The sequence below is a fragment of the Nocardia sp. NPDC049526 genome, assembly GCF_044465765.1.
Lineage (GTDB): Bacteria > Actinomycetota > Actinomycetes > Mycobacteriales > Mycobacteriaceae > Nocardia.
In genome coordinates, this window is the sequence record NZ_JBITMA010000003.1 from 102,631 (window position 1) to 123,069 (window position 20,439).

20 protein-coding genes are annotated in these 20,439 nt (G+C 66.4%); 10 read left to right on the plus strand and 10 right to left on the minus strand.

What is annotated here, in order from left to right; all coding sequences use genetic code 11:
* Nucleotides 1–5 precede the first annotated feature (5 nt).
* Genes ACIBW7_RS09955 through ACIBW7_RS09980 form a run of 6 tightly spaced genes read left to right on the plus strand, consistent with a single transcriptional unit; the run spans nt 6 to nt 3,704 of the window.
* Nucleotides 6–269 carry a monovalent cation/H+ antiporter complex subunit F gene (locus tag ACIBW7_RS09955; RefSeq protein WP_397045926.1) on the plus strand — a complete coding sequence of 88 codons (264 nt, stop codon included), beginning with the start codon at nt 6–8 and terminating at the stop codon, nt 267–269.
* The gene (locus tag ACIBW7_RS09960) at nt 262–558 is read left to right on the plus strand and encodes a monovalent cation/H(+) antiporter subunit G (protein ID WP_397045927.1); all 297 of its coding nucleotides are present in this window, start codon (nt 262–264) and stop codon (nt 556–558) included. The genes ACIBW7_RS09955 and ACIBW7_RS09960 overlap by 8 nt, the downstream gene beginning before the upstream one ends.
* Entirely contained in the window at nt 555–797 is a 243-nt protein-coding gene (locus ACIBW7_RS09965) for a Na(+)/H(+) antiporter subunit B (RefSeq protein WP_397045928.1), read from the plus strand. Before ACIBW7_RS09960 ends, ACIBW7_RS09965 begins: the two co-directional genes overlap by 4 nt.
* Nucleotides 794–1,534: an MnhB domain-containing protein gene (locus tag ACIBW7_RS09970; protein WP_397045929.1), complete on the plus strand. Its 741-nt coding sequence runs from the start codon at nt 794–796 to the stop codon at nt 1,532–1,534. Before ACIBW7_RS09965 ends, ACIBW7_RS09970 begins: the two co-directional genes overlap by 4 nt.
* Complete coding sequence (locus ACIBW7_RS09975) at nt 1,531–1,878, plus strand: sodium:proton antiporter (RefSeq protein ID WP_397045930.1); 348 nt, start codon at nt 1,531–1,533, stop codon at nt 1,876–1,878. The genes ACIBW7_RS09970 and ACIBW7_RS09975 overlap by 4 nt, the downstream gene beginning before the upstream one ends.
* Nucleotides 1,878–3,704, plus strand: coding sequence for a complex I subunit 5 family protein (locus tag ACIBW7_RS09980; RefSeq protein ID WP_397045931.1), 1,827 nt, complete (start codon nt 1,878–1,880; stop codon nt 3,702–3,704). The genes ACIBW7_RS09975 and ACIBW7_RS09980 overlap by 1 nt, the downstream gene beginning before the upstream one ends.
* Nucleotides 3,705–3,721: 17 nt before the next feature.
* On the opposite strand, the gene ACIBW7_RS09985 is transcribed toward ACIBW7_RS09980, so the two are convergent.
* Nucleotides 3,722–8,569: an HAD-IC family P-type ATPase gene (locus ACIBW7_RS09985; RefSeq protein WP_397045932.1), complete on the minus strand. Its 4,848-nt coding sequence runs from the start codon at nt 8,567–8,569 to the stop codon at nt 3,722–3,724.
* A gap of 341 nt (nt 8,570–8,910) precedes the next feature.
* On the opposite strand from ACIBW7_RS09985, the gene ACIBW7_RS09990 reads away from it, so the two are divergent.
* From ACIBW7_RS09990 to ACIBW7_RS10000, 3 genes are all read left to right on the plus strand, one after another.
* Nucleotides 8,911–9,186, plus strand: coding sequence for a DUF2277 domain-containing protein (locus ACIBW7_RS09990; RefSeq protein ID WP_397045933.1), 276 nt, complete (start codon nt 8,911–8,913; stop codon nt 9,184–9,186).
* Nucleotides 9,187–9,258: 72 nt separating this feature from the next.
* Nucleotides 9,259–9,864: a ClpP family protease gene (locus ACIBW7_RS09995; RefSeq protein ID WP_040687344.1), complete on the plus strand. Its 606-nt coding sequence runs from the start codon at nt 9,259–9,261 to the stop codon at nt 9,862–9,864.
* Nucleotides 9,861–10,454 carry a ClpP family protease gene (locus tag ACIBW7_RS10000; RefSeq protein WP_062987811.1) on the plus strand — a complete coding sequence of 198 codons (594 nt, stop codon included), beginning with the start codon at nt 9,861–9,863 and terminating at the stop codon, nt 10,452–10,454. Before ACIBW7_RS09995 ends, ACIBW7_RS10000 begins: the two co-directional genes overlap by 4 nt.
* Nucleotides 10,455–10,531: 77 nt before the next feature.
* On the opposite strand, the gene ACIBW7_RS10005 is transcribed toward ACIBW7_RS10000, so the two are convergent.
* Complete coding sequence (locus ACIBW7_RS10005) at nt 10,532–10,894, minus strand: helix-turn-helix domain-containing protein (protein WP_397045934.1); 363 nt, start codon at nt 10,892–10,894, stop codon at nt 10,532–10,534.
* A gap of 113 nt (nt 10,895–11,007) precedes the next feature.
* Nucleotides 11,008–11,250 carry a hypothetical protein gene (locus ACIBW7_RS10010; RefSeq protein ID WP_364476965.1) on the minus strand — a complete coding sequence of 81 codons (243 nt, stop codon included), beginning with the start codon at nt 11,248–11,250 and terminating at the stop codon, nt 11,008–11,010.
* Nucleotides 11,251–11,600: 350 nt separating this feature from the next.
* Here ACIBW7_RS10010 and ACIBW7_RS10015 point away from each other — a divergent pair, with 350 nt between their 5' ends.
* Nucleotides 11,601–12,452: a 3-hydroxyacyl-CoA dehydrogenase gene (locus tag ACIBW7_RS10015; protein WP_397045935.1), complete on the plus strand. Its 852-nt coding sequence runs from the start codon at nt 11,601–11,603 to the stop codon at nt 12,450–12,452.
* A 1-nt stretch (nt 12,453) separates the two neighbouring features.
* Here ACIBW7_RS10015 and ACIBW7_RS10020 read toward each other — a convergent pair whose 3' ends face one another.
* The 7 genes from ACIBW7_RS10020 to ACIBW7_RS10050 form a co-directional block, all read right to left on the minus strand.
* Nucleotides 12,454–13,242 carry a glutamate racemase gene (locus ACIBW7_RS10020; protein WP_397045936.1) on the minus strand — a complete coding sequence of 263 codons (789 nt, stop codon included), beginning with the start codon at nt 13,240–13,242 and terminating at the stop codon, nt 12,454–12,456.
* A gap of 97 nt (nt 13,243–13,339) precedes the next feature.
* On the minus strand, nt 13,340–14,521 hold the full coding sequence (locus ACIBW7_RS10025) for an AI-2E family transporter (RefSeq protein WP_397045937.1): 1,182 nt from the start codon (nt 14,519–14,521) through the stop codon (nt 13,340–13,342).
* Nucleotides 14,487–15,863, minus strand: coding sequence for a DUF5933 domain-containing protein (locus tag ACIBW7_RS10030; RefSeq protein WP_397045938.1), 1,377 nt, complete (start codon nt 15,861–15,863; stop codon nt 14,487–14,489). The genes ACIBW7_RS10025 and ACIBW7_RS10030 overlap by 35 nt, the downstream gene beginning before the upstream one ends.
* A gap of 116 nt (nt 15,864–15,979) precedes the next feature.
* Complete coding sequence (locus ACIBW7_RS10035) at nt 15,980–16,849, minus strand: universal stress protein (protein ID WP_397045939.1); 870 nt, start codon at nt 16,847–16,849, stop codon at nt 15,980–15,982.
* Between the two features lie 23 nt (nt 16,850–16,872).
* Nucleotides 16,873–17,790 carry a universal stress protein gene (locus ACIBW7_RS10040; protein ID WP_397045940.1) on the minus strand — a complete coding sequence of 306 codons (918 nt, stop codon included), beginning with the start codon at nt 17,788–17,790 and terminating at the stop codon, nt 16,873–16,875.
* 163 nt (nt 17,791–17,953) lie between these two features.
* Complete coding sequence (locus ACIBW7_RS10045) at nt 17,954–19,690, minus strand: GAF domain-containing protein (protein ID WP_397045941.1); 1,737 nt, start codon at nt 19,688–19,690, stop codon at nt 17,954–17,956.
* Between the two features lie 59 nt (nt 19,691–19,749).
* The gene (locus ACIBW7_RS10050) at nt 19,750–20,400 is read right to left on the minus strand and encodes a response regulator (RefSeq protein WP_397045942.1); all 651 of its coding nucleotides are present in this window, start codon (nt 20,398–20,400) and stop codon (nt 19,750–19,752) included.
* Between the last annotated feature and the right edge of the window lie 39 nt (nt 20,401–20,439).

Below are 20,439 nucleotides of genomic sequence, written 5' to 3' on the forward strand. Positions count from 1 at the left end.
TCGAAATGTCGACCGCACCTTGGCTGCTCGCATCGGGTGTGCTGCTGGTCGGTGGGATAGGACCGGCGCTGCTGCTGTCCGGTCGCGGCACCCCGGCGCATCGGCTCGTCGGGCTGCAACTGGTCAGCTCGCTGTTGATCGTCGTCTTGATACTGCTGAGTCTGGGACTCGGCAGGCCGGATTATCTGATCGTGCCGCTGGTGCTGGTGCTGCTGTCCTTCGCGGGGACCCTGGTTTTCACACGGCTGCTGGGGGTCCGCGATGACTAGCTTCTTCGTCGACACACTGCTCGCGATCGGCACCCTGGCCGCGGTGGCCGCTTCGGTGGCCGCGCTCCGGCCGCGTTCGGTCTATGCGCGACTGCACTATTCGTCGATTATCAGCTCGGTCACCGGACCGTTCATCGTGCTGGCGGTGCTGATCGCGGAGGGGCCGGGACTGACCACGGCCATCGTCGCGGTGACCCTGCTGCTACTGGCGCTCACCGCCCCGGTGCTGAGTGCCGCCATCGGCAGGCTCAATGCCCGCACCGACGGCAGAATCGAGAGTCCGCAATGAGCGCCCTGATCGTGATCACGCTCGGATTGGTCGCGGGGGCGGGCACGGTCGTCGTATTCACCACTCGGCCGCAGCGGCAGGCGGTATCGCTCGCGGTATTCGGTGCGCTGCTGGCACCGGCGTTCCTTGTGCTCGGGGCACCGGATGTGGCGTTGTCTCAGGTCGCGGTGGGTACCGCCGTGGTGCCGCTGATGGTGTTGCTCGCTGTGCGTGCCGTGGAGCGGAGGCGAAAGTCGTGAAGTACGGTGCTCGACTGGTCATCTTCCTCGCCGGCGGGGTCGGACTCGTCGTATTGCTCGGAATTGCCCTGTTGCGGATGCCCGGGTTCGGCGGTACCGACCACCCGTATCGGGACGCCGCGGTCCAAGCGTCGCTGGAACAGCGCAGCCCGAATGCGGTTTCCTCGGTCAATTTCGATCAGCGCGGGCTCGATACCTTCGGGGAGGAGGCCATTCTGGTGGCCGCGGTGCTCGGTGCGGCAACGCTATTGCGTCCGGAAGGGCATCGGCCGCAACGGCAGTCGGAGGATGTCGGTCGCATCGTGCAGGCGACCCGATTTCTGGGCTATGCCCTGTTACCGGTGACCCTGATGATCGGTGCCGATGTGGTCGTGCACGGACATCTCACGCCGGGCGGCGGCTTCCAGGGTGGTGTGGTGCTGGCTACCGGTCTGCATCTGCTGTACGTGGCGGGCAATTATCGCGCGTTGCGGCGGGTGCGTCCGCTGGCCTGGTACGAGTTCGGCGAGGCCGTGGGCATGGGCACGGTGGTGGCGCTCGGTCTGGCCGGAATCCTGAGTGGCGCAGGATATCTGGCGAATATCCTGCCGCTCGGACAGTTCGGCCGGCTGCTGTCGGCCGGTACGCTGCCGTTGTTCAGCGTGGCGGTCGGTCTCGCGGTCGGCAGTGGTGTCGTCGTCCTGCTCGCGCAGTTCCTCGACGAGTATGCGACTACGGAGAGGCGGGCGTCGCGATGACCGTATTTCCCTATGTGATCGCCGTTTGGCTCTTGCTGATCGGCATCTACGGCGTGGTACGCAGTACGCATCTGGTGCACACCGTGGTGTGTGTATCCATCGGACAATCGGGAACCTATGTGCTGCTATTGGCCATCGGCTACCAAAAGGACGCGTCCGCACCGATCTTCGGCTCCGCGAACCCGCCCGGCTCGCCCGTGGTCGATCCGGTGGTGCAGGCCATGGCACTGACCGACATCGTCGTCTCGGCGACGGTGACCGCATTGCTGCTTGCGCTGGTCGTGCAGATCGCCAAGCGGCACGGCACGGTCGAACCCGACGAACTACACGCGCTGCGTGGCTGATGGTTCCCTTCGATCAGGCACTCCCGGCACTCCTGATCGCGTTGCCGGTCGCCGGTTCCTGCGTGCTGCTCGCCTTCGGGCGCATATTGCCCAGGTTGCTGATCGATGTAATAGGCATTGGGACCGCGCTTGCCGAAACGATCCTGGCCGGATGGCTGCTGTATGAGACCGGCGCGGGCACGGTGGTTTCCTGGTCCGGTGGTTGGGCGCCGCGACCGGGCTTGACCGTGGGGATTGTGCTGGTCGCCGATCGGATCGGTGCCGCGATGGCTTTGCTGATCGCGTTGCTCACGACGACCGCACTGCTGTTCGGCTGGCGCTACTTCGACAATCTGCATGCGCACTATCCGGCGCTGGTTCTACTCTTCGCCACCGGTATGACCGGATTTGCGCTGACCGGCGACCTGTTCGACATGTTCGTCTTCTTCGAGTTGATGGGCGTGGCAGCCTATGCGTTGACCGGGCTGAAGATAGAGGAACCCGAATCCGTCCAGGCTGGACTGAATTTCGGGGTGATCAACTCGCTCGGCGCGTATCTCTGCCTGTTCGGAATCGGACTGCTGTACGCGCGAACCGGACAACTCGGGCTGGCGCAGTTGGGAATTGCGGTCGAGGCGCGGGCGGGTGACGCCCTTGTGCTGGCCGCATTCGTGCTGATCGTTACCGGGTGGCTGGTCAAGGCGGCGGCGGTGCCCTTCCATTTCTGGCTGGCCGATGCGCATGCCGTCGCACCGTCGCCGGTCTGTGTGCTGTTCTCCGGTGTGATGGCACCGCTGGGTGTTTACGGGCTGGCACGGGTGTATTGGACGGTGTTCGATGGTGTGCTTCCGGCTCCAGGGGTGCGTCGAATGCTGTTGGTGCTGGGCATCTTTACTGCCGTACTCGGTGCCGTGATGTGTGTGCTGCAACGGCATATCAAACGGCTGCTCGCGTACTCGACGATCGCGCATATCGGGTTGTTCATTCTCGGACTCGCCGCGCTGTCACCGCTTGGTGTGGCCGCGTCGGCGTTGTATCTCGGTGGTCATGCTGCGGTGAAAGGTGCGCTGTTCTTGCTGACCGGTGTGCTGCTGTCGCGGTATCGCAGTGTGGATGAGTTCAGTTTGCATGGGCGCGCGCGTGGTCAGCGGACTATTGGTGTGCTGTTTGTACTTTCGGCGTTGATATTGGCGGGGTTGCCGCCATTCGGTGCGGGGCTCGGTAAGGCATTGCTCGAGGAATCCGACGCGTCGATCTTCCTGGTGGCACTGGTAATCACCGTGTCGGCGTTGACCGGCGGTGCGGCGTTGCGTGCCGGGCTGCGGGTGTGTTTCGGTGTGGGCGCGGTGCCAGAGCACAAGAGCGATCCCGAGGAGACCACCGGGGAATACGAGGTGCCCGATGTCGCCGCGCCTCGCAACCGGACGCCGATCACCATGATGGGGGCGGTGCTGGCTTTGTTGCTTGTTGCGCTATTGCTCGGTCTGCCAACCGGATTCACCAGAGCCATCGGTCCAGCAGCCGCGACGTTCGTCGATCCCGAGGCTTACCGGGCGGCGGCGCTGATCGGTAATACGGCCGGTCACTCAGGTGTGGCCCCGCATATCGAGTGGACGGGCGCAGGGTTGGCGCTCGGTCTGCTGTCGACCGTTCTGGCCGTGCTTACGGCATTTGGTGCGCTGTATTACGGCACGTTGCGCGCACGGGGAAAGCCGCCGATTCGTCCGATCAAGTCGGCGGTGACTGCTTTACACCGACTGCACAGCGGGCATGTGGGCGACTACGCGGCTTGGCTGGCCTTCGGCACGGCAGCCGTTGCCGGACTGGTTGCCAGTGGGTGGCTGTAGGGGAGGCGCCGGCGCGGTCAGCTTTCGCCGGCGCCGGGCAGTAGGCGCGGGAGTACGGCCGAGCCCGCGGTGGCCGCGGCGGCGGAGGTTGTGGCGATCGTCCAGCCGACAGGGCCCAGGGGCGTGCAACCGAAATAGGCGGACAGCCCCGGGACCATGACGACCGCGCCGAGAACCACGCCGCTGGCTGCGGTGGTTACCCAGACCAGGGGACTGCGGTGGCCGGAGACGAGTGTCTGCCCGAGTTGGGTGCCGATGAGCGCGACCAGTCCGATGGTGGCCGCGCGGCGCCGGGTTCCGGTGTAGCGGCCGATCGTCCACGCCGTGCAGGCACCCGCCGCCGTGGCTATGCCGCGTACCGCGATCGTGCGGGTGAGGTCGGGGCCCAGACGGGCGGGCGGAATTTCGGCCAGTTGCCGCGCGCGTTGCTCGGCACCGTGCTCCGCGTCGTGCGGGTCCGGGCTGTCGCGATCCGGTGAAAGGGCCAGGGCCAGTGCGGGAAACATATCGGTGAGCATGTTCACCAGCAGAAATTGCCTGGTTCCCAGTGGTGCCTGTCCGCCGACCACGGTTCCGTAGATGGTGAATGCGATCTCCCCGGCATTGCCACCGACAAGAACACCGACCGCGTCGGTAATGCGCTGCCACATGCCGCGTCCCTCCACCAGCGCGTGCAGCAGGGCGAACGGATCCGGATCGGTGAGCACCAGATCCGCCGCATTGCGTGCGGCCGCGGATCCCTGTGCGGCCAAACCGATTCCGATGTCCGCGCTACGGATGGCGGCGGCGTCATTGCTGCCGTCGCCGGTCATGCCGACCACGTGCCCATTGCGACGCAGCGCGGCCACGATGCGCACCTTCTGCTCCGGATCGACCCTGGCGAAGACGGTGCTGCGTTCGATGAGCTCGGCCTGCTCGGTATCGTCGAGCCGATCCAGATCGGCACCGGTGGTGACGGTATCCACGGCAATGCCGAGTTGGCGGGCCACGGCCGCCGCCGTGACCGGATGGTCGCCGGTGATCATGCGCACGCCGATATCGTTGTCCTGCAAGGCCGTTACCAGCGGCAGCGTCTGTGGGCGCGGGGTATCGGCGATGCCGATGAAGCCGAGCAGCGTGAGTTCGTCCACGGCGCGTTCGACATCATCGGGCTCGTCGGAGAGGTCGCGGCGGGCGACGACCAGCACGCGCAGGCCTTGTTCGGCGAGATCATCGATGACCGCCTGCGCACGCTTGTGCACGTCTTGCGAGAACTGTTCCGCGGTAAGTGCTTTGGTGCAGCGGGGAAGTACAACTTCGGGCGCGCCCTTCACGATCAGGCGCAGCTTGCGCGTCGTTTGGCCCAGCACCGCGGCATAGCCGCGATTGGATTCGAATGGGATCTCGTCGATCGGATCCCACTGGTGCGCATCGTCGCCGAGGCTTTCGGCGGCATCCAGCACAGCGCGGTCGGTGGCGTGCGGTACTGGTCCGTCGTCCGGATCCGGGCAGGCGCGGGCGGCGGCGCGCAGCAGTCGGCGCGCATCGTCGGATTCGTCGTCGGGTGACCACTCGTTGTCCAGGTCAGCGAGCATGGTGAGCCGAAGTCGTCCCTCGGTGAGGGTGCCGGTCTTGTCGAAGCAGAGTGTGTCGACGCGGCCGAGTGCCTCGACGGTGCGGCTGGCGCGGACCAGCACGCCGTAGCGCGACAGTCGACGCGCGGCCGCCAACTGCGCCACCGTGGCGACCAGCGGCAAGCCCTCCGGCACCGCGGCCACCGCGACGGCGACGCCATCGGAGATCGCATCGCGCAGCATCCGCCCGCGCAGGCCGCCCAGTGCGGTGACCAGGGCCCCGCCCGAAAGGGTGAGTGGCAGGGCGCGATTGGTGAGCTGCCGCAGTTGGGCCTGTACGCCGCCCTTGTCCGGCGGCACCGCGCCCGCGGCTGCGCGACCGGCCTGGGTGTCGGGGCCGACCGCGACCACGATGGCGAGGCCCGCCCCGTTCACCACGGTGCTGCCCGCGAAGATCATGCAGGTGCGTTCGCCGAGTGGTGCGCCGGGTGTGGCGGCGAGGCGCTTTTCGACTGTCACCGATTCGCCGGTCAGGCCGGACTCGTCCATTTCGAGGTCGTCCACACGCAGTAATCGGGCATCGGCGGGCACCACATCGCCTGCGCTGATGGCCAGGATATCGCCGATGGCGAGAGCGTCTGCGGGCACGGATTCTTCGGTCGGGTCGGACTCGTCGATCGCATCGCGGGCGATCAAGCGACCGGTGAGTAGTTCGCCTTCGAGCAGGTCTTGCAATTCGCTCTCGGCACGCTGGCGCTGACCGGCCGATATCACCGCGTTCACCGTCAGTACGGAGGCCAGAAGTATGGCATCGGACGGCTCGCCGAGTATGGCGGTGGCGACAGCACCGACGCTGAGAATCGGTGTCAGCGGATCATCCAGCTCGTGGCGCAGATGGCGGGCAAAGGATGTCATCGGTGCGAAAGTCTTTGTGAGCAAGCTCTGTTCTGCTCGGGCCGGGATCGCGCGTTCGTCGAGCGCCGGGGGTTGCGGTAGGCGCCCGAGTACCTCATTGGATTCCAGTGCGTGCCAAGGCAACAGGGGTGCAACGGTGGTGGGCGGTGCGGACGCGGCCGCTCGAATGCCCTTGCGCGCCCCGGTCATCAGGGCAGTCAGCTGTGCGGCGACCATCGGTGTTGTCCGAGCGTTCCTGGTCGGGGTGACGGCGAGCAGCAACCCACCGAGCGCACACGCCGACAAGGCCAGGGTGCGGCCACGATCGCTGACCTCCCGCGCGGGCGCGACCGTCGCGAGCACACGCTGCACCTGCCCCAGATCCCGGCAGATGGCGTCCGCGGCCCATGGCGGTTCGCAGTGATCGGCAGTGAACAACCCGAGCGCCACATCGGCTCGGGCCAAGGCCTTGTGGGCGCGCGGACTGAGCACCGCGACAACCTGCCCGTCCTGCTGCAGCCGCTCGACCAGCTTGCTCATCGATGTCGTCGCGGAGACGAATTCATCAGCAAGCGACCGCAATTCGTTCGCATCCTCATGCGCGACGAGCTCCACCCGCAACCCAGCCCGCCGCGCCGCAGTCAATACATCATGCGCGCTGGAATCGAGCTCCCGACCGAGCAACACCCGCCCGACCGTGCGGTCCCCATCGCGCAATTCGCGCCAGACCGGCCGAATGGTGGCACCTCGATCACGAGACCCGGTCTTCGGATGCACCAGTTGCAGTGCCTCATCCGCTATTGCGGTCTGCTCGTCCTCGTCGGTTACGGCCGCGTCGCTGTGCACGGTGGCGGCTTGCTTGTCACCCTCGGTCGCCGCCTCCCTGTCAGCCGCGGTGGCGGCGTGCTTGTTGTCCTCGGTCGCGGTTGTCTGGTTGCCGTTGGTGGCGGACTTCTTGTGGCCGTCGGTCGCGGCCGCGCCGTTGGTGGCCGCCCTCTTGTCCCCTTCGGTTACGGCCGCGCCGTTGCTGTCGTTGGCGATCTTCCGGTCACCCTCCGTCGTGGCCTTTTCGTTCTCGGTCGTGGCTTCATCGTCACCCTCCGATGACCACAGCAATCGCTGGGCTGCGGTCCAGACCTTCCCCGTAGACCATTCGTCATCGGCCGACTCGACGTCGAGCACCAGCCGTCGTGAGGTGAGCAGTGCTTCGCCGTCGATCACCAGCGTGGTCAGCCGGTCCAGGCGTCGCCACGCACCTCGATGCAAGGTCAGTACCCCCGCCCGCGCGAGGACCATGTTGACGCTGGCGGCGTAGGCCTCGCGGGAGGCCCGGGCGGCCTTCGGCGCGCCGAGGCCGAGGGCGTCGGCGGCGTCGCCTATCCGGCCGAGGCCGACGAACGCGGCGGTGCCGATCAGCGATCCGGCTGCTGTTTCGTCGCCGACGCGCTCGATCGGGCCGGGTGGCAGGTCGGTGGGGCGGGTGTAGGGCGGTAGGGGTTCGGTCACGTCGGGGTGTTCGTGGCACACCAGGTCGGACTCCCAGTTGCGCCACTCCAAACGCTGGGCGATGGCCTCGCCGAGGAGGAAGGTGCGCTGGGCCGTATCGGCCAGCAGATTCGTGAGGCCGTCGGCGGCGTTCTCGCCGAATGCGGTTCCGATCGCGGTGACCACGGTGAGGGCCATATCGGTGCGGGAGCGTCCGAATCGGGATTCGAGCATTGTGCGCAGTCGTGGTTGGGTATCGACAAAGGTGGCCGCCGCCCGCACCGCGCGCGCCGGCCCACCGAACGGTAGCCGCGCGCCGACCGTGGACACCGCGATGGCGAACACCTCGCTGGCCACCTGAATTCCCGCCGCCAGCAACGGTTCCCGGTCCTCCGGGTATTCGACGGTGCGACTCCAGTCCACTTCGGCGACATTGTTGTCGGCCTCGATCCGCTCGATGACCTCGAGCAGTTCCGGCAGTCCGGTCGCGCCTTCGCGCAGCGTGGCAACCACCCGACCGGTCACCGCATTGACATGCGACCACCGCACACCGCGCAACTTGCCGAGCCGCTCGTCCAATGTCCGCGCCAGGGCGGGGCCGCGCTCGGAACTCAGTCCGCGCACCTCGATCGTCGCCTTGTCCGCACGCAGGGCCACCCGACGGTTGGCTCGCCGCTCATGCGGGTCGACCAGATCGAGCAGGTCGTCGCCCAGCGGGCTCTCCGGCGTGGGAGCCAATTCGTCGACTCCGGCAGCGGCGGTATCGACGACCGATGCGGCGGCATCGGCCACGGCTTCTGCCGCATGAAACGGCGCTTCGACGAGTTGTACCCCTAGTCCGACGGCCGTCGATACCCCGGTCCGCACCACACCGGTAATCGCCGCCGTCGGTGCCTCGATCCACCACGGTGCCAAGCCATCACGCCTACCCATATTCGGCAACTACCCGGCATCACCGGATGCAAACGGGCACCGAAAGTGGTTGTCGACTGGGACTTCAGGCACTCCGCCACGGCGCTCACCGGCGCCGGATCGGCCCTCTCGCCAGCGGGGATTCGACATGCATGCCGACCTTCCGAAAGCGGAGGTCCAAGCGACACGCGCCCGGTCGCGGACTGGAGATCGATCAGCTGCGCGTTGATGTTCAGCTCGGCCGCGTGGGCGGCATGCACCGACGCAGCATTCCGCGGCGAATTCACGCGCTGAAATCCGCCGCTGAACTAGTCGCGGGAAGGCCTCTTAAAACCCAGGCCAACCCGAGCTAGCCTCGAGTGATGTGCCGAAATATCACTGCCCTGCGCGGGCTCGAGCCCGCCGCCACCCCGGAAGAAGTGCATGCCGCGGCATTGCAGTACGTCCGCAAGGTGGGCGGGTTGTCCAGCATTTCCGCAGCTACGCGCCCTGCGGTCGAGGCCGCGGTCGCCGATATCGCGGCCGCGACCATGCGGCTGCTCGAACAATTGCCCGAGCGGAAGGTGCCGCCCAAGAACGTGCCGCCGCTGCGGCGGCCCGAGGTGCAGGCGCGCATCCACGCGCATTCGCACGACTGACGCTGCTCTGAGCAGATCTGCTGAGGGCAGCGCGGCGAGATTTTTCCGGTCGGCGCGCGGCACGGTGGAGTCATGGCTCACGATGACAAGACACCGTTGTTCAGTTGGCGCGCCAGGGAGCAGCTGCTCAGCAGGCGGATTCTGGTGCTGGACGGCCCGCTCGACGACGATAACGGGACGCTGCTGATGACGCAGCTGCTCACCTTGGCGGCCGAGGACGCCGATTCGGGGATCTCATTGTGGATCCATTCCCCGGGTGGTTCGGTTCCAGCAATGCTCGCCATTCGCGATGTGATGCGGCTGGTGCCGTGCGAGGTCTCGACCTTGGCGCTCGGATTGGCTTGCAGCGCAGGGCAATTCCTTTTATCCGCGGGGACCCCGGGGCGTCGGTTCGCCCTGCCGCACGCCAGGGTGCTGATGCATCAGGGCTCGGCCGGAATCGGCGGCAGTGCCGTCGACGTCGAGGTGCAGGCCGATGACCTGCGCTACACCGTGGAGACGGTGCTCGGCATTATCGCGGGGGATACCGGCCAGCCCTACGACCGCATCTACGAGGATTCGCTGCACGACCGCTGGTTCAGCGCGGCACAGGCCAAGGAGTACGGCTTCATCGACCACATTGTCGGCTCGTTCGGGGAAATCGTGCCCCAGCGCCAGCGGATCGGAATTTCGGCATGACCTACACCATTCCCAATGTGATCGCCCAGCATCCGCGCGGCGGCGAGCGGATCACCGATATCTACTCCCACCTGCTCGCCGAGCGGATCGTCTACCTCGGCACCCCGATCGACTCCGGCGTCGCCAACGCGCTCATCGCGCAGCTGCTGCACCTGGAATCGGAGAGTCCGGAACAGGAGATCAACCTGTATATCAACTGCGAGGGTGGCGATCTGTCCGCAATGCTCGCGGTGTACGACACCATGCAATTCATCAAGGCGCCGGTGGCGACCACCTGCGTCGGCCAGGCCATCGCGGTCGGCGCGGTACTGCTCGCCGGTGGGGAACCCGGTCGCCGCTCCTTGCTACCGCACGCTCGGGTCGTTCTGCATCAGCCCGCCGCCCGCGGTCAGGGCGCGATTCCCGATCTGATCCTGCAGGCCGATGAGCTGGTGCGGATGCGCGCGGAAATCGAGTCGATCCTGTCGCGGCACACCGGTCAACCAGCCGAGCGGCTACGTCACGACACCGATCGCGACCGCGTCTTCACCGCACAGGCGGCCGTCGACTACGGCCTGGTCGACAACGTGCTGGGTGCCCGCGCCGCCTGACCGCACCGCCGAGCGCAGTCGAATGATGGTCGTCGCCGGGGTTTCGAGCCACCATTCGACCACGCTCAGCGCACTGGTCAGGCGGCGAGTGCCATGAGGTTGGGGACAGCGCCTGCACGCGGGGCGGCCTGCCGCGCGAAGGTGAGCCGGCGATGAGCGCGCAATTCGTCGGCCACCTGCTCGGTGAGACCGAACAGGGTGGTGCCGAGCGCACCGGCCAGTGCGGCGATCATCTCGCTCGACGGTTCCTTGCGGCCGCGCTCCACCTCGGACAGATACTGCGGCGATATGCCCGCGCGACCGGCGGTTTCGACGAGGGTCTCGCGTTGCTCCTGCCGCAGCGTGCGCAGCCGTTCACCGAGCACCTCGCGCCACAGCGGTTCCTCGGTGTGCCGAGGTCGGTCGTCGCGTCCACCTTGGATCGAGTGCAGCTCGGTCATAGGGAGAGCGTACGACCGCGCCCGCCGATCCGGCCGGGCATTACGCTGTGGGCGGACAAACCGACGAAGGCCCCATGTCCAACGGACACAGGGCCTTTCGCATCGAGTCGAGATCAGGGCAGCGGAATCCACTGGCCGAAGAACCAGAAGCCGTGGCCCTGGGGCTGCTGATCATGCCGCTGCTGGTCCTGACGCTGATCCCCGCGCTGCTGATCGTGGCCCTGCTGTTGCTGCTCGATACCCGGACGCTGATCCTGCCCGGGATCGGCGCTCGCCACGCCCGCACCAACGCCCAGCACGCCGACCAGCACACCGCCCGCGATCGCACCCTTCGCCAGCTTCGACTTGATCTTCATGCACGTTCCTCCTGTTGTCGGGTCTCCGTCCGAGACCGTCGACCCGTCCGATCCGGACCGACAAGACAATCTTGGAATCGCAAGATTTGCGCACCCTAGCCCGTGGCTGTGAGTTAGCTGGGGGAGTCGACCGGTGCAGCCCTGATATGGGAACCTGCTCGCACCGCTGAGTTTCCTACGATTGGTCTACTTGCACGGCCCGGCTGCGGTCCGCGCCGAAGGCCGTCGCCGCGTCCAGGATCACCTGGTCTTCTTCCTCGACGCGGTGATCCGCGACCAACGATGATCTCCCTCGACGACACCGATGACATCCGGGGCGGACTGTGCCCCCCGGAGGAAGGAGATAGCAAATGGCCATCCGCAAGGTGACGGTCCTCGGAACCGGGGTGCTGGGATCGCAGATCGCATTCCAGACCGCATTCCACGGATTCGACGTCACCGCCTACGACATCAGCGACGAGGCCATCGCGGGTGCTCGCGACCGTTTCGCCAAGCTCGCGGCGACCTATCGCATCGAAGTCCCGGGCGGTGATATCAAGGCCGAGAAGACCGAGGCGAGCATTGCGCTGACCACCGATCTTGCCGCGGCCGTGCAGGATGCCGACCTCGTGATCGAGGCGGTGCCAGAGGTGCTCACCGTCAAGGAGCAGACCTACCGGCAGCTGGGCGAACTCGCGCCGGAGAAGACGATCTTCGCCACCAATTCGTCCACCCTGCTGCCCAGCGATATCAAGGACTACACCGGCCGCCCCGACAAATTCGTCGCGCTGCACTTCGCGAATCAGGTGTGGCGGTACAACACCGCCGAGGTGATGGGTACGCCCGAGACCGATCCGCAGGTGTTTCGGGCGGTCGTCGAGTTCGCCGCCGCGATCGGCATGGAGCCGATCGAATTGCACAAGGAGAAGGCGGGTTACGTCCTCAATTCGCTGCTCGTGCCGCTGCTCAATGCGGCCATGGCGCTCGGCGCGGGCGGATTCGCCGAACCGGAGGCGGTCGACAAGACCTGGCGGATCGGCACCGGCGCACCGGTCGGCCCATTCCAGATGCTCGACGTCATCGGACTGACCACCCCCTACAACATCCTGGTCAACGGCGGCGAAGAGGGACAGCAGCTCGCTGCCTGGCTCAAGACCAACTACATCGATAAGGGCAAGCTCGGCATCGCCACGGGGGAGGGGTTCTACAAGTACTCCGCTTAGCTCACGGCACGACCACCGGATGCATTTCGAGGTCGATGCCGAGGCGGGCGAGCATTTCGCGGAATTCGCTTGCCGGGTAGCGCTCGTTCTCGGTCACCAGACCGAGAACGGCGCCGCTCCCGGGTTCGGACAGCGGGCGGATCCGGTCGACCACGCCCTCGATCGGATCGAATAGACGCAGTTCGGGGTGGGCCTGCTCGAAATAGTCACGCAGCCAAGGGAGATGGGTGCTCGACAGCGTCACCGCCTTGATGCCGGGATGCGCGGCGAGTAGGTCGTCCAAGAATCCGCCGACTTGCCGCGCCGTGTGTTCGCGGTTGAACAGGAAGTCGCCGCTCTCCACCAGCTCGACCAGCGGCGAGGCATTCACGGCGTGGACGCGGTCGGCAGCCGAACCTGCTTGCACACCGAGGAATTCGCGCATTTCCGGACTCTGCACCAGCGAACGCACACCGAGCACCGCCACCTCACCGGCGACCGCGAGCGCCTCCCGAACCGGCGGCAAGACACCGAAAATCGGTGCCGGGCTGCGCAGCTCGTCCAGAATGGTCACCGACGGTGCATTGGATGCCAACAGAATTGCGCTCGGCTCATATCCGGCGAGAAAATCCACGGCCCGCGAGACCGCTGTCAGCAGCTCAGCCCGCGCCTTCGCCCCATACGGAAAGCTGGCCCGGTCAGCCAGATAGACAATGTCGCGATCGGGAAGCCCGCGATGCAGCAATTCCACCGCCGAATAACTCCCGAGCCCCGCGTCGAACACCGCGATCGGCCGCCGCACCACTACCACCCGATCACGCTCTGCTCAGCCGTATCGCTGACGCAGAGCCAGTGAGGATCCCGCATAGCCAATACCCTATGCGCGATAGTCGTTCGCTCCGCGACGGCTATTCCGGCGCGGGCTCGGGTTCGGGGGATTCGTCGGGTGGTGCGGTGACGACGTCGATCTGCTCGCCGAGATAGCGCGCTACCACTGCGAGGACGGCCGCTACCGGTACCGCGAGGAAGGCGCCGACGATGCCGTAGAGGGAGCCACCCGCGGTGATCGAGACAAGGACCACCACGGCATGCAATTTCATGCTGCGGGCCTGCAGGACCGGTTGCAGCACATTACCTTCCAACTGTTGGACGGCGATGATGATGCCGAGCACGATCAGCGCGGTGGTGACGCCATTGCCGACCAGCGCAACGAGCACCGCCAGCGCTCCGGCGACGAATGCGCCGACCATCGGCACGAAACCGCCTATGAAGGTGATCACCGCGAGCACGAATGCCAGTGGGACGTGCAGGATCACCAGCCCGGCGCCGATGAACACCGCGTCGATGAGACTTACCAGCGCCTGGACGCGGATGAATCCGCCGAGGGTGGACCAGATGCGGTTCAGCACCTCCTCGAGGTGCCTGCCGCCGCGACTGCCGAGTACGGCGTGCAGCCACGGCAGCAGGCGTGGACCGTCCTTGACGAAGAAAAACGCCAGTACCAGCACCAGGAACAGCGTCACCAGCGTGGAGGTCGCGGTGGTCACGCCGGTGAAGACGCCGGAGGCGATCTGTTCCGAACTGGACTTCAGCCGCTGCGTGATCGCGTCCACCGCGGCTTGCAACTGCTCGTCGCGTATGCGCAGCGGCGGACCGTGCAGCCAATCACGCACCTTGTTGATACCCTCGGTGGATTTGTCGGCCAGCTCGGGGGCCTGGTCCACGACCGACGGGACGATCAGTGCGATGACACCGGCAAGGACTCCGATGAATCCGAGCAAGGTGACCGTTGCCGCGGCGCCGGGCCGAAAGCCGTGCGCGGTGAGCCAGCGGGTCGGCGGCCACAATATTGTCGCGACGATCAGTGCCAGCGCGATCGGCAGCAGTACCACCCAGAGTGCGGCGATGACGGTGCCGAGCACCCACGCGCCCGCAGCGATCGCCACAATGCACAGCGACCATTTGGCCAGCCAGATGAGTCCAGCGCCGATCGCGTCGCCGCGGTCGCGGGTCGGTGGGTGGGTCTTCTCGGTGCCGTCCTGCTCACTCACGCCGTCAGTCTGGCACGGTCGACGGTCGGGCGGTGCCATCATCGGCACGCTGCGCAGGACTCAGCGGGTCGACCTTTATCAAGTCATTTGCGGCGAACCAGGTCCGGTAGAAGGTGAACGCAAGCGCGGCGAAAACACCCAGAATCGCGACGCCGAACGGGAACGGGTAGTTCGCCATCGGCAGCGCGAGGAAGCGGACGCACAGCAGCACCCCTGCGAAGGTCGCGATACCGAAGGCCACCACCTGGGCACGGCCGCGGTCCCAACCCCGGTCCGGGTCGCGCAGGACGGATTCGACGGTCAGGCAAAGTGCCGCGCCCGCGACGAGGTCGACGCCGTAGTGCGCCCCGAGGCCCAGCGTCGCGACGAGGGTGCAGACCAGCCAGAACACGCCACCCCAGCGCAACCAGAGCGGCCCGCGCCGGGAGTGGATGAACAGCGACAGCGCCCACGCCGTATGCAGTGACGGCATGCAGTTACGCGGTGTGATGCCGTCGAAGGGCATCGAATCGACCGAGGACGGCAGTGCCGGAACGATATTCGGCCAGACATCGGCGAGTTCGAAACCCTGCCCCTGCGGGCCGAACGCGAGCACCGGCCCGACCACCGGGAAGACCACATAGAACAGCGGACCGACCACACCGAGTGTCAGGAATGTGCGCACCAGATAGTGCTGCGGCCACATACCCGCGGTGACGCCGCGCAGTTGCCACGCCGCGACCACAATGGCCGCGACCGGCAGTTCGAAATACACCCAACGCACCACACCCAGCGGCACCGGTCCTGCCGCGTCGAGTACCTGTCCGACGAGCCACGAGGGATTGCCGAGCGCGTGATCGGCCAGTTCCGCATAGGGATCCAGCACGGTCGGGCAGGCCCATGCGGTGATGTCCAGCCAGATCTCGCCGATCTTCGTCGCCAGGATCAGCAGCGCACCGAGAGCGATTGTGCGCAGCGCGGTTTCGCGCCGCGCACCGGTCCAGCGCACGGCGGCGATCACCGCCAGCGCGGTGAGCACAATGGTCGGCCCGTTTCCGACCGTGAACAACCGCCCCTCGATCGCGCGGATGATGACGAAGACCACATCGATGCCGACCGCGGCCGCCAGCGCGCGCACCCGCACATTCCAGGAGACGCCGATCAGCGCCAGCAGAAACCCGGCCCACGGCGTGGTCGCCGACTTGGGCCGCCCGACATAATCCCAAGAAAGACTGGTCAGCGGCCCGAGTGCATTGATATGCACGGCCATCAACTGCCCTGCGACCAACACCACCACCGCGCCGACGACACTGCCCCAGATCAACCGAGATCGCCACGGACGCGCAGTCCCCACTTCCCCCGCAGGTGCAACCGATCTCTCCTGCGCGTCCTGAATCAACATCCCGACATCGTAAACAGGATGTGAACACCGCTGTGCGCCCCGATTAACGCAACCTGTGAACTCGCTGCGCGGTCAGTGCCGTAGCTTGCCGAAGAGCCACCCGGGCGCGCCCGGTATCAGGGGCGGGCGATGATGAGGGGGCAGTCGGTGACGTGTAGGACGGCCTGGCTGACCGAGCCGAGGGTCATGCCCGCGAAGCCGCCGCGGCCGCGGCTGCCCAGGACGATCAGTTGGGCGTATTCCGCCTCGGCGAGTAGGCATCTGGCCGGTCGATCCTCGACGACCACGTGCTCGACCGCCAGGTCCGGATACTTTTCCGCATAGCCCGCCAGGCTCTCGGAGAGCAATGCCTCGGCCTCTCTCTGCATATCGTCGCGGGAGATGTAGCGGTTGAATTCGGACCAGGTGAGTACCGCGCGCAGTCCGACCGCTCGATGGGCGGCCTGGTCGAAGGCGACCTCGATGGCACGGGTAGCGCTGGGGGAGCCGTCGACACCGACGAGCACCGGTCCGAGCAGCCGATCGGCTTTGTAGTTCTCGGGTTCGGGAATGACGGCGACTGGACTATGCGCATGCCTCGCGACGGCGGTGCTCACCGAGCCGAGCAGGCCACGGCGGAAAGCGCCCAGACCGCGGGTGCCGACGACGAGCATGCGCGCATCCTTGGAGCGGTCGAGCAGGACCGGGATCGGCGGCGCGTCGACCACGAAGGTGGCGATTTCGAGGTCGCCGACGGGTGCGGCCGCCGCGATCGCGTAGGCGCGGGCCGTGCTGACGGCGGCGGCGCCGGCCGCGCGATAGACGTCGTAATCGATCTGGTCGAAGGCTATTCCGGGACCGAAGTCCATCGGGGCGCCGATGCCGTACACGATGTGCAGGGGCGCGCGGTGGTGGACGGCGTCGGCCGCGGCCCAGCGCACCGCCTCGGCGGCGGCGTCGGAGCCGTCGAAGCCGACGAGTACGGGGGGATTGATGTTGGTAGCCATGGGGATTTCACGGTCCTTCTGCGCTACTGCGGGCGGACGACCATGACCGGGCAATGCGCAGTCTGCACAAGCGCATCGCTGGTGGAGCCGAGCAGCAGTCCGCGGAATCCACCGCGCCCCCGGCTGCCGACCACGAGCAACTGCGCCGACCGCGACCATTCGCGCAGTGCCTGCCGCGGCCCCGACAGGTACACCTTGCGGACGACCTGGACGTCGGGGTACTTCTCCTGCCAGCCCGTGAGCTGCTCGGCCAGGATCGCCTGTCCGGCGGTCTCGGCGTCTTGCTCGCAGGCGGCGTAGGGGAGTCCGGCGAGGCGGTCGAAATACAGGTCGCTCCAAGCGTGGACGGCGACGAGGCGGGTTCTGCGTTCGCTGGCTTCGGCGAACGCGGCCCCGACGGCGGCCGTGCTGACCGCTCCGCCGTCGACACCGAGCACAACCGGGCCGATGCGTCGGGTCTGTTGTTCGGTACCGGTGTCGCGCACGACCACGATCGCACCGCGGCCATGGCTTGCGACCGCGAGCAGCGTCGATCCGAGATAGCTCAGGGTGGTACCGGAACCCGCCGTGCCGATCGCGACCAGATGCGCGGCCTCGGACAGCTCGATCAACAGATGCGCCGGATTGGCTTCGGAGAGTTCGGTTTCCACGGTCAGGCCCGGATCGACCTGATGGGCCAGGCGGCGTGCCGTGCGCAGCAGGTCCGCGCCTTCGCGGCGGATCGCGTCGACCACCGGCGGCATGATCACGTCGTACATCCCGTAGACCGACCCCGCCGCCGCGAGGTCGAGACCGTGCACGATGCGTAGGCGCCGGCCCCGCTGGGAGGCGGTCTCGGCGGCCCAACGGACGGCGAGATCGGCCGCCTCGGAGCCGTCGGTCCCGACCACTATTTCGGCCGACGCCAGCCGGTGTGGATTGCCGCGGTGCTGAGTGGTCATGGGTATCCTTCGGGTTCCGAGATATCAGCTACCCGTAGGTTAGGAATCCGAGGCCCGCACGCACGCCTGGCGTTGGTCACCAACCGCAGGGCCCAAAGACCGCTCATGCATTCACAGTGTTCGGATAACACAGTGCCCGGACAACCCGCCTTGGCGACATAGTTCAGGGCAACGGCACCGACCAGCGCAACATCGTGCCCCCGTTCTCGCCCTTCATCACGCTGAAACTGCCGCCCGCCTGCTCGGCGCGTGTCGCCAGATTTGCCAATCCGCTCATTCGTGCGAGGTCGTCAGGCACGCCGATACCGTCGTCGGTCACCTCGATGGTGACATCGTCGCGCACCCGGAGATGGACCGATACCGTTGTCGCCGACGCGTGCCGGACCGCATTGCTCACCGCCTCGCGCAGCACCGCTTCGACATCCTCCGACAGCGGCGGCGCCAGCACCGAGACCGGACCGGCGAGGCGAATCGTGGTGCGCAACCCGCTGTCGCCGATCATGTCGGCGATGATGCCGTGCAGCCGTTTACGTAGCGTCGGGGCATCCGCGGTGGTGCTCTCGTGCAGATCGAAGATCGAATGCCGGATTTCCTGCACGATCGACTGGACGTCCTGAATGGTCTCGGTGAGCCGGGATTTGACCTCGGGTACGCGTGCGCGCTGGGCGGTGCCCTGCAGTGAGAGACCGACCGCGAACAGGCGCTGGATGACGTGGTCATGCAGGTCACGCGCGATGCGGTCGCGGTCGGAGAGCACGTCGAGTTCGCGGTTGCGGCGCTGGCTCTGGGCAAGTTGCAGTGCCAGCGCGGCTTGGACGGAGAAGTCCGCCATCATGGCCTGTCCTGCGGTGTCGATCGGCCCGGCCGCTGGTGGACGCAGGATCGTGAGGACACCGATAACCGTCTGTTCGGCCCGCAGTGGCAGCACCAGCGCCGGACCGAATTCGGTCGAGTTGCCGAACCGCAGGCTGTATTGGAGCCGATCGACCGAAAGGACCCGGTTCTCCCGAAATGCGATGCCCGAGTGTGATTCGTTTATCGGAATACGTTGTCCGGTCAGCTTTTGCGCATCGACACCGGCCGCGGCGACCACGACCAGATCGGTCATCTCCTCTGCCGGAATATCCGGATCTTCCGGCAGTGAGAGGAAGCTGCACGCCGATTGGGTCAGCTGCAGCGCCCGGTCGGTGACCAGCTCCAGCACCTCGTTCGGTTCGCCGCCCGCGAGTAGTTCGGTGGCCACATCGCGGTTGGCCTCCAGCCATTGCTGGCGGATTTGGGATTGTTCGTAGAGGCGGGCGTTGGCGATGGCGATACCCGCGGCGGCAGCCAGCGCCCGCACCACGACCTCGTCGTCCTCGGTGAATTCGTGCCCACCGGCTTTCTCGGTCAGGTACAGGTTGCCGAAGATCTCGTCGCGAACCTTCACCGGTACGCCGAGGAAGGTGTGCATCGGCGGGTGGTGGGCGGGGAAGCCGACCGACGAGGGATGCTTCGCAAGATCCGGCAGCCGAATGGGTTTCGGTTGTTCGAAGAGCAGGCCGAGGACACCGTGACCACGCGGCAGATCGCCGATCATGACCCGGGTTCGGTCGTCTATGCCCTCGTAGACGAATTCGGCGAGCTCATTGCTGGTCTTATCGGTTTCGCGCACGCCGAGCGCGCCGTATTCGGCGTCGACCAGCTCGATGGCGGTGTGCACGATCGAGCGCAGCGTGTTGTCCAGGTCCAATCCCGCTGTGACCACCAGCATCGCCTCGATCAGGCGGTCCATCTGGTCGCGGACGCCGACCATTTGGGCGATGCGGTCCTGGACTTCGCCCAGTAGTTCACGAAGTCGCAGTTGAGACAAAGTTTCCGTTACCGGTGCCTGGCCGGAGACGGTCGACTCGTCTGCCATGATCTGTATTCTGCCCGGATCGCGTACCCCATGTCACGCCGAGTGAAACCACAGGTCGTTCACTTATGCTGCTTGGTGGGTGCGTCGAGTTTGGAGGCCAGCACCGCTGCCTGGGTGCGGCGTTCGACGCCGAGTTTGGTCAGCAGCCGGGACACATAGTTCTTCACGGTTTTCTCCGCAAGGAACATCCGGCTCGCGATCTGCCGATTCGTCAGCCCCTCACCCAGCAGATTCAGCAGCGTTCGCTCCTGTTCGCTGAGACCGGCCAGCGGGCCCGTCTTGGCCTCGGCCTCCTCGCGTAGCTTCGCCATGAGGGCAGCGGCCGCGCGATTATCGAGCAGCGACTTACCCGCGCCGACCTCGCGAATGGCCTCGACCAGCTCCCCCGTGTCGATGTCCTTGACCACATACCCGCTGGCCCCGGCCAGAATGGCATCGAGCATGGCCTGCTCGTCGGTGAACGAGGTGAGCATCAGACACCGCAGCTCGGGAAGCTGATTCAGCAGTTCACGACACAGTTCGATGCCATTGCCATCGGGCAGGCGCACGTCCAGAACCGCGACCTGCGGGCGTAGCGCGGGAATGCGCGCCAACGCCTGCGAAACCGTGCCCGCCTCGCCGACGACCTCGAGATCGGGCTCGGAGTCGATCAGATCCTTCACACCGCGGCGCACGATCTGGTGGTCATCGACCAAGAACACGCTCGTCATCGCAAACACCTCCCAGCAGGGTCACTTCAGCGTACTGAG

Coding starts and splice junctions, on each gene's coding strand:
- ACIBW7_RS09975 (WP_397045930.1), top strand. CDS start 1,531: ATGACCGTATTTCCCTATGTGATCGCCGTTTGGCTCTTGCTGATCGGC.
- ACIBW7_RS09995 (WP_040687344.1), top strand. CDS start 9,259: ATGGCTCACGATGACAAGACACCGTTGTTCAGTTGGCGCGCCAGGGAG.
- ACIBW7_RS10000 (WP_062987811.1), top strand. CDS start 9,861: ATGACCTACACCATTCCCAATGTGATCGCCCAGCATCCGCGCGGCGGC.
- ACIBW7_RS10035 (WP_397045939.1), bottom strand. CDS start 16,849: ATGGCTACCAACATCAATCCCCCCGTACTCGTCGGCTTCGACGGCTCC.
- ACIBW7_RS09955 (WP_397045926.1), top strand. CDS start 6: ATGTCGACCGCACCTTGGCTGCTCGCATCGGGTGTGCTGCTGGTCGGT.
- ACIBW7_RS10005 (WP_397045934.1), bottom strand. CDS start 10,894: ATGACCGAGCTGCACTCGATCCAAGGTGGACGCGACGACCGACCTCGG.
- ACIBW7_RS10025 (WP_397045937.1), bottom strand. CDS start 14,521: ATGGCACCGCCCGACCGTCGACCGTGCCAGACTGACGGCGTGAGTGAG.
- ACIBW7_RS09980 (WP_397045931.1), top strand. CDS start 1,878: ATGGTTCCCTTCGATCAGGCACTCCCGGCACTCCTGATCGCGTTGCCG.
- ACIBW7_RS09960 (WP_397045927.1), top strand. CDS start 262: ATGACTAGCTTCTTCGTCGACACACTGCTCGCGATCGGCACCCTGGCC.
- ACIBW7_RS10010 (WP_364476965.1), bottom strand. CDS start 11,250: ATGAAGATCAAGTCGAAGCTGGCGAAGGGTGCGATCGCGGGCGGTGTG.
- ACIBW7_RS10015 (WP_397045935.1), top strand. CDS start 11,601: ATGGCCATCCGCAAGGTGACGGTCCTCGGAACCGGGGTGCTGGGATCG.
- ACIBW7_RS09985 (WP_397045932.1), bottom strand. CDS start 8,569: ATGGGTAGGCGTGATGGCTTGGCACCGTGGTGGATCGAGGCACCGACG.
- ACIBW7_RS10030 (WP_397045938.1), bottom strand. CDS start 15,863: ATGTTGATTCAGGACGCGCAGGAGAGATCGGTTGCACCTGCGGGGGAA.
- ACIBW7_RS09990 (WP_397045933.1), top strand. CDS start 8,911: ATGTGCCGAAATATCACTGCCCTGCGCGGGCTCGAGCCCGCCGCCACC.
- ACIBW7_RS10050 (WP_397045942.1), bottom strand. CDS start 20,400: ATGACGAGCGTGTTCTTGGTCGATGACCACCAGATCGTGCGCCGCGGT.
- ACIBW7_RS10040 (WP_397045940.1), bottom strand. CDS start 17,790: ATGACCACTCAGCACCGCGGCAATCCACACCGGCTGGCGTCGGCCGAA.
- ACIBW7_RS09965 (WP_397045928.1), top strand. CDS start 555: ATGAGCGCCCTGATCGTGATCACGCTCGGATTGGTCGCGGGGGCGGGC.
- ACIBW7_RS10045 (WP_397045941.1), bottom strand. CDS start 19,690: ATGGCAGACGAGTCGACCGTCTCCGGCCAGGCACCGGTAACGGAAACT.